Source organism: Mesorhizobium sp. M0293 (assembly GCF_040321735.1).
In the GTDB taxonomy this organism is placed as follows: domain Bacteria; phylum Pseudomonadota; class Alphaproteobacteria; order Rhizobiales; family Rhizobiaceae; genus Mesorhizobium.
On record NZ_JAMYSA010000190.1, the window covers coordinates 1 to 6,695 of the forward strand.

Genomic DNA, 6,695 nt, shown 5'->3' on the forward strand with positions numbered 1-6,695 from the left:
CTTCATCGCCTCGATCCGCCTCATGCTTCGCCGCATGGCAGCTCCGCGTCGTGCGTAACCGAGTTTCGAGTCAGGCTCTAAGAGGCAGCTGGACTGGCGAGTCCGGCGGTCTATTCGACGATGAATACGTCAAGCAGGAGCAGGACGACGCTGTCGAGGCGATCGAATGGATTACAAGACAATCCTGGTGCAGCGGCAGTGTAGGCATGATCGGCATCTCCTGGGGTGGCTTCAGCGCTTTACAAGTCGCCGCGCGCCGGCCCAAGGGCCTCAAGGCTATCATCACGCACTGCTCGACTGACGACCGCTATGCCGATGATGCGCACTATATGGGTGGATGCCTTCTCAACGAGACATTGGGTTGGGGCACGGCGTTGTTCACGCGACTGTCGCAGGCACCCGATCCCGAAATCGTTGGTGAGGACCATTGGCGCGCAATGTGGGTGGAACGGCTGGAAAATGTCCGTCCGACATTGATTGACTGGGTCGCCCATCAGCGTCGAGATGATTTCTGGAAGCACGGCTCGGTCTGCGAAGACTACGCTGCAATAGAGTGCGCCGTCTTCGCCACCGGCGGTTGGACCGATGGTTGTTCGAATGCCATTTTCCGACTTCTCTCAAAACTGAGTGTTCCACGGAAGGGTCTGGTTGGACCTTGGGGGCACGACTACCCTTATTCAGGTGCTCCAGGGCCGGCTATCGGCTACCTGCAGGAATGTGTTCGCTGGTGGGATCACTGGTTGAAGGGCAAGGATACCGGCATCATGAGGGAACCTATGCTGCGCAGCTGGATGATGGATTGGGTTCCGCCTTCGCCGTCTTATGAGGAGTGGCCCCGGCCGATGGGTCGCCGACCCTACTTGGCCGTCTCCGCACGTAACGTCGCGGGTCTTCAGGCTCGGACAGGGCTGTCTGTCAGAGCAACCGCTGCCGGAAGTCACCCTTGATGTCTGCTCGCCCGAGACGGTTGGCATCGCGGGCGGCGAATGGTGCGCTTACATGCTCGCAGGAGGAGGCGTAAATGCTCCGGACCTGCCGCTGGATCAACGGTGGGACGATGGCGGCTCCTTGGTGTTTGACAGCCAGATCCTGACGGAGACGACGCCGATCCTCGGCGCGCCTGTTCTCGAAGTGGAGCTTAGCTGTGACCGGCCGACGGCGATCCTTGCCGCACGGCTCTCTGATGTCAGCCCGTTCGGCGAGGTCACCCGAGTCACCTATGGACTGCTCAACTTGGCGCACCGCGACAGCCACGAACAGCCCCAGCCGATGGAGACTGGAAAATCATATCGCGTAAGCCTGGCGATGAATGACGTTGGCTATGCATTTCCGCCGGGGCACCGGATCCGGCTATCTCTATCCACCGCCTATTGGCCTATCGCCTTCCCCGCGCCGGAGCACGCCACATTGACGGTACAGGCAGGAGCAAGCGGTCTGCATCTGCCGATCCGAATGCCTCAACCCGGTGACGACGAGTTGCCAGCCTTTGGCGAGCCTGAGTGTTCGTCGCCTATGCCGACCACGGTGCTAAAGCCCGGCAATATCGAGCGGTTTGTTCGCATCGACCCGGTGACGAGGCAAGTGACCGTGACACTTAAGCGCGACAATGGGACTTGGCAGCTCGACCCTATCGGTACGGTCTTAGGCTTCAAAAAGCACATGATTTATTCGGTTGCCGAAAACGATCCGACATCGGCTCGAACGGAAGTCTCCTACCGGTACGAGAGAGGCCGCGGAGCTTGGCAGACTGCAGTGCAGGGACGGACAGTTATGACTGCCACCAAGTCGGCCTATCAGCTTCAGATCGACTTCGACGCCTTCGAAAACGGCGAGCGAATCGTCTGCAAGTCATGGCGCCAGGCGATTCCGCGCTTCCTTACCTAGTAGCGGCTAAACGCGCGGTGGCAGTACAGCTTCAAATTATTGAACGTGAGCGCCAGCGAAAAAAGTAGCGATCGACGCTTACCCGGTTCGCGCCGGCCAGCTCCGTCCTGGACGTCGTTCGGCTCAGGCGCGTGCTGCGCCGCTTGCCGCACCAGTATTTCGATATGTCTCGCCCTTGGCGAGCAGCGCCCAGATAATCTTCGCCATCTTGGTTGGCGGGCGCGACCGCGACGACCTTGAAAGGCCGCCGCGCCAAAAGGGTGACTAGCCATCGCAGCGCTTTGTCGTTTCCCGTAACGCGCTGCAAGACAGACGTCGCGCCACAAATGAGCAGCGAGCGGAGCGTCGGGTTGCCCACTTTCGATATGCCGCCGAGCCGCTCCTTGCCGCCGCTTGAATGAGGCTTTGGCGTCAATCCCAGCCATGCGGCGATCACTGGCACGCTCACCTTCCGCAAAGGGGTTCCGCTCGCACATCATAGCCGATCGCACCCAGCGCTTCCCGCTGGCTAGCTCGGGCGGCGACCCCTAAGATAGCAAGGCATTAAGTCGCCGGAATCGAGCGCTGCCTGACGGCTCTCGGCGCTTGCGAGACGGCTGTCGGCGATTTCTTTGCCGAGGATCGCCACAAGCTTCTGGCCTACTGGACCCTTCAGTAGCGACACCTCCTCGCGGGTGATTTTCTGCAGTTGATGGCGGAGATCGGTGACAGTCGGTTCAGCGAATCCGGCATCGATTAGCGCCTGGAGGGCAGCCGCGGGCGGCGTGAAGGCGAAATTCGATTGTGATTCGCGGAGCCATGCCCTAACGATTCTGCTCTCGGCTGCGCCTTCGGACCAGAACCAGTCCGCTGCAATGAACCAGCCCCCGGGCTTTAGTACGCGCAAAACCTCCGAGTAGACCGCCAGTTTGTTGGCAATATGCAGCATCGCGTCTTTGGAGAAGACGAGGTCGAAGCTGGTATCCACAAACGGGAGCCTGCCCGGTGTGACCAGTTGGAAGGAGACGCGCCCGGCGAGTCCCTTCCTTGCCGCTAGGTTGCTAGCCGATTTAATCAGCTGCGGTTCGACATCGATGCCGATGACTATTGCCGCTCCGTGCTTGATCGCCAGCAGCACGTCGATGCCGCCCAGGCCGGAACCAATGTCGAGCACGCGGCGGCCGGAGATGTCGATGCCCTCCAGCATGTCGGCGACCTTCTCCGGCCCGCCCGGCGAAAGCATGCCTTCGCCCCAGATGAGTTCGAGGGCATCGGTCAACTCCTTCGGATAATACTGCATAAGGACTCTCCAGTAACGACCTTAACATTGGGGGAATTTCTGCTTCCGGCAACCGCTTAATTGCCCCTTGCGGGACACGCGGACGACCGTAAAGGTATTCATCTATAAAGGACTTTGTAGATCTATTTTACCACGCACAAGGTGACTCTTTCTGGTATACGGCTTCGAGTGTAAAATAACCCAATGTATGAGGTCTATCACGGTCATGCCGTTTTTTTCCAACATCGCTGGAAAGATGCTCTGGCTCCCCATTCCAGGAATATAGTTACATTCGAGGAAAACTATCTCAGATCGAGACGTCACTATGAAATCAAATCTGGCAATATTATAAAGGTCAATAGCTGAAGCTATTATTCTCGCAGCAGACTTAATCCTGTCTGAAATCGACTTGTTATGGTCGTCCACCGCCTCGAGGGCGAACATGTCCTTACGAGACTTCTCCTTCCAACCAAAGAAATCCCTATCGGTCTTGATCTCCATAACTGGAAGCGATATCACATCGCCAGAATCGATCATACAGCCGCAAGAATATTCGTCACCGCGAACATACTCTTGCAATAAGGCGGCGCTGTCTTTTTTAAGTATTTCATTGACTAGCGCGACGACTTCTCGCCCAGCGGTTGCTGGTTCATGAAAAACCTCAGTAAGTAGTGATGACCCTAGCGAGTTCGGCTTCACAACAATAGGACCTCGGAACGAATTGGCAATGTGGTCCTCATCTAGATTGTGGTTAGGTTTGATCAGCCTAGTCTTGGGCACCATTATAATGTCGCTAGGTAATAGCGAGGAAACGAAAGACGACATCGCGTACTTATTCATTGTCAACGATGCAACTTGAGGATCGCCGAACGTACCTTTTAGGCCTAAAAGAGCAGCAAGCGTTTGGATCCCTCCGTCTTCACCAAACTGGCCATGCAATAAATTCACAACGTATTCGTTGCGCGACGCAATCTCGCCAAGGGCATTTACCAAGGTACGCCCTTGCGCGGTGGCAGTACCGGAAATAACGTGATGCAGATCAGACATTGTAAAGGTCTCGCTGAATGGAAACGTTCTAACAAGTCCATCTTTATAGCTGACATGATGTATATTCTTCACGTTGAACGGTCGTTTTGCATTCGAAATGCCCAGATAATTAGAGATAACATTTTCTAACGACGATACTGAGGAGTCATACTCCGTCGATATCCCGCCAAATATGAACGAAACTTCAGGCCGCATTTTTCGTCCTCCGATCGCTGAGGGGATGTCCATCATGGTATTTTTAAAAGTTTCAGAAGCTGCCAACTCTCGTAGTTTTGACTGGCTGGAGCCGAAAGCCGCTCAGCTCCAACTTCGGCAGTAAGCGCCCCCAGCCGGCGACTGCGCCCGAAAGATATGTGAAGCAAGCACTAGCGTCTTCGGTGGTACACTGAGATGTGACGCTTGGAATTTCCGGAGAATGCACCTCTTGCCCAATCTTCCCAACGCCCCGCCAGCTCCAGTCCTACGTATTCGGCCATGGTGTCAAGTTCCTGATGATACACGTAGCGGATGTTATGTGGTAGACGTCGAACCGATGTTCCATAAAACCAGAGAAGGGTCGAGACCACGTTTTGCTTTAGAGGTTCGTGGACCTCCGCAATCAGGATTGTATTCTCATCATCTACGAGAAGAGTACTAGCTCTCCGGCCGTGGACGAAACCATCCAGGTCTGGCACAGCAATTTCTATCACTATAGTTCCTTCATCACCTAATGCCTGGGCAGAAGATCGAAGGCAAGCTAGTTGTGCTTCGCGTGTGAAGAGCAGGTTGAAGGTGTTATAAACGCAATATACTAGATTGTAGCGTTGCTCAGAGTTAAAATTGGCGATGTCAGCCTTCCAAGGCGTTACGACATCACTTCGCTTGGCAAGAACTCTTAACATGCTGTCCGAATTGTCAATACCGTCGACCCTTACTCCTCGCTCGCTCAGCGGAACTGCCACCCGCCCGCCGCCAACACCAAGCTCAAGAGCGTTGCCCCCATTGCAATAACGATCAAGAAAGGCGGCAGCCTCATCAACCTCGTCGATCCTTCCTCGTATGCTGGTATAATGGTCATACGTAGACGCCCAGTTTTCATCATACATTACATCATCGCACATATTAGCTCTCTCTTTCTGTTCTTGCGGCCGCCCCGAGATGGGGATCTCATACGAATTCATCGGCCCGGACCGCGACCCGGCCAGTTGCACGAACGTCATATAGCGAAAAGCAATAAATGCGCCAACTGACAAGTAGTTTGCGTTTACTTCGTTAGCTATCCGAGAGACTGTTCTTGTGTGTCTGAATTGAAACAAGTTTGTCAGACAGACAACAATTATCGACCGAATTGGGTTGCGAAGGGCACTTTCTCTCAGGAGGCAGCGTGCGAGGCGGCGGCTGGTTCCTTCAAACATGGCGGTCTTGCGCAGTCGCGGCGGGCCTTGTCTTGACATGCTTGAGGCCGAGATCGCAGCAGGCCTTGACGAAGGCCTTGGATCTTAACAGAAATGCCGTAGATCACACCCAGAACCTTGATGCCGAGGCCGGCGTAATAAGCGATGGCAGCAGCTTCAAGGAAGGTGACAGCGCGCTCTTTGCGCTGGTCGGGCATGACTTGGACGAAAGCGACGCGCAAGGCATCATCGATGCAGACATGGAGGAACCACCAGGCGGTGCCGAGATGGCGGTTGACAGCGCCCGGATATCGCCCGGTGATGGGGTGTCCCAAATGCTCGCGCTGATAGGCGGCGCACCGGTTCTGTCGGTTTCCAGGTATTAAGCCGCGACAGGCCGCGGCCAGCACCGGGCTCACCGTTGCTTCCGACACGCCCGTTTTGCACGGCGATGTGCTTGCCGGTCAGCCGCTGGCGGCGCAAGGCGACGATGCGCTCGGCCACGGCCTGTTCGGTCAGGCCCGGCATGACCCAACTTGAACAGTTGGAGGTGAACGGATGGCGAACACTGTCCGCTAAGCTATTGAATTCACTTGCCTTGGATTTCCGGCGCGAAAATGTGTGGTAACAACATTTGTGCTGCTATCCCTGTTCTGTATGGATCTTACGGCCTTTATTCGCTAACAACGCTGGCATGTTTGTCGTTGAGAGAGTCGCGCGCGGCCACCGCTATCTCTACCTCGTGGAAAGTGTCCGCGACGGCCCGTTCGCCAGGTTGTCCATTCGGACCGGACCGAGGAGACTGGAGTTACCAGGCTTCAGCACTCATCGGAGGGTCCGAATGAACATCCACAAGAATGCCCGTCTCACGCCGCTGCGTCGAGAGGAGATGGCGCTGGCGGTGATAGAAGGCGGTTTTTCCAAAGCCCATGCGGCGCGGGCGTATGGTGTGTCGGCGAAGATCGTGGCGCGCTGGGTTGAGCGCTACAAGGCCGAGGGCCGGGCTGGCATGGCCGACCGCTCGTCCCGGCCCACCGTCATGCCCGACTTAAACACCGCCTTTAAGAATATGTCGTTAAGTCAGCATGTTAGGCGCGCGCCGGCGCGTGTTACCACTAGTGCGCCGGGAGACT

5 protein-coding genes and 3 pseudogenes are annotated in these 6,695 nt (G+C 56.1%); 3 read left to right on the plus strand and 5 right to left on the minus strand.

What is annotated here, in order from left to right:
* Positions 1 to 50 precede the first annotated feature (50 nt).
* Positions 51 to 809, plus strand: a pseudogene (locus tag NKJ06_RS33640) (CocE/NonD family hydrolase); the annotation flags it as partial.
* 13 nt (positions 810 to 822) lie between these two features.
* Positions 823 to 1,884: a CocE/NonD family hydrolase C-terminal non-catalytic domain-containing protein gene (locus NKJ06_RS33645; RefSeq protein ID WP_352812208.1), complete on the plus strand. Its 1,062-nt coding sequence runs from the start codon at positions 823 to 825 to the stop codon at positions 1,882 to 1,884.
* Positions 1,885 to 2,007: 123 nt separating this feature from the next.
* On the opposite strand, the pseudogene NKJ06_RS33650 reads toward NKJ06_RS33645, so the two are convergent.
* The 5 genes and pseudogenes from NKJ06_RS33650 to NKJ06_RS35910 form a co-directional block, all read right to left on the minus strand.
* Positions 2,008 to 2,314: pseudogene (locus NKJ06_RS33650) on the minus strand (transposase); the annotation flags it as partial.
* Positions 2,315 to 2,392: 78 nt separating this feature from the next.
* Positions 2,393 to 3,163, minus strand: a complete 771-nt coding sequence (locus tag NKJ06_RS33655; RefSeq protein ID WP_352812210.1) for a class I SAM-dependent methyltransferase — start codon at positions 3,161 to 3,163, stop codon at positions 2,393 to 2,395.
* Between the two features lie 102 nt (positions 3,164 to 3,265).
* Positions 3,266 to 4,384, minus strand: a complete 1,119-nt coding sequence (locus NKJ06_RS33660; RefSeq protein WP_352812212.1) for a D-alanine--D-alanine ligase family protein — start codon at positions 4,382 to 4,384, stop codon at positions 3,266 to 3,268.
* 170 nt (positions 4,385 to 4,554) lie between these two features.
* Positions 4,555 to 5,274, minus strand: coding sequence for a methyltransferase domain-containing protein (locus NKJ06_RS33665; protein WP_352812213.1), 720 nt, complete (start codon positions 5,272 to 5,274; stop codon positions 4,555 to 4,557).
* Positions 5,275 to 5,696: 422 nt separating this feature from the next.
* Positions 5,697 to 6,090 (minus strand): annotated as a pseudogene (locus NKJ06_RS35910) (transposase family protein); the annotation flags it as partial.
* Between the two features lie 313 nt (positions 6,091 to 6,403).
* On the opposite strand from NKJ06_RS35910, the gene NKJ06_RS33675 reads away from it, so the two are divergent.
* Positions 6,404 to 6,695: leucine zipper domain-containing protein (locus NKJ06_RS33675; RefSeq protein ID WP_502905667.1), on the plus strand; the 292-nt coding region annotated here is incomplete at its 3' end.

Bases quoted from the DNA above. Each gene is read 5' to 3' on its own strand.
- NKJ06_RS33645 (WP_352812208.1), top strand. From the start codon at position 823: ATGAGGAGTGGCCCCGGCCGATGGGTCGCCGACCCTACTTGGCCGTCT.
- NKJ06_RS33655 (WP_352812210.1), bottom strand. From the start codon at position 3,163: ATGCAGTATTATCCGAAGGAGTTGACCGATGCCCTCGAACTCATCTGG.
- NKJ06_RS33660 (WP_352812212.1), bottom strand. From the start codon at position 4,384: ATGCGGCCTGAAGTTTCGTTCATATTTGGCGGGATATCGACGGAGTAT.
- NKJ06_RS33665 (WP_352812213.1), bottom strand. From the start codon at position 5,274: ATGTATGATGAAAACTGGGCGTCTACGTATGACCATTATACCAGCATA.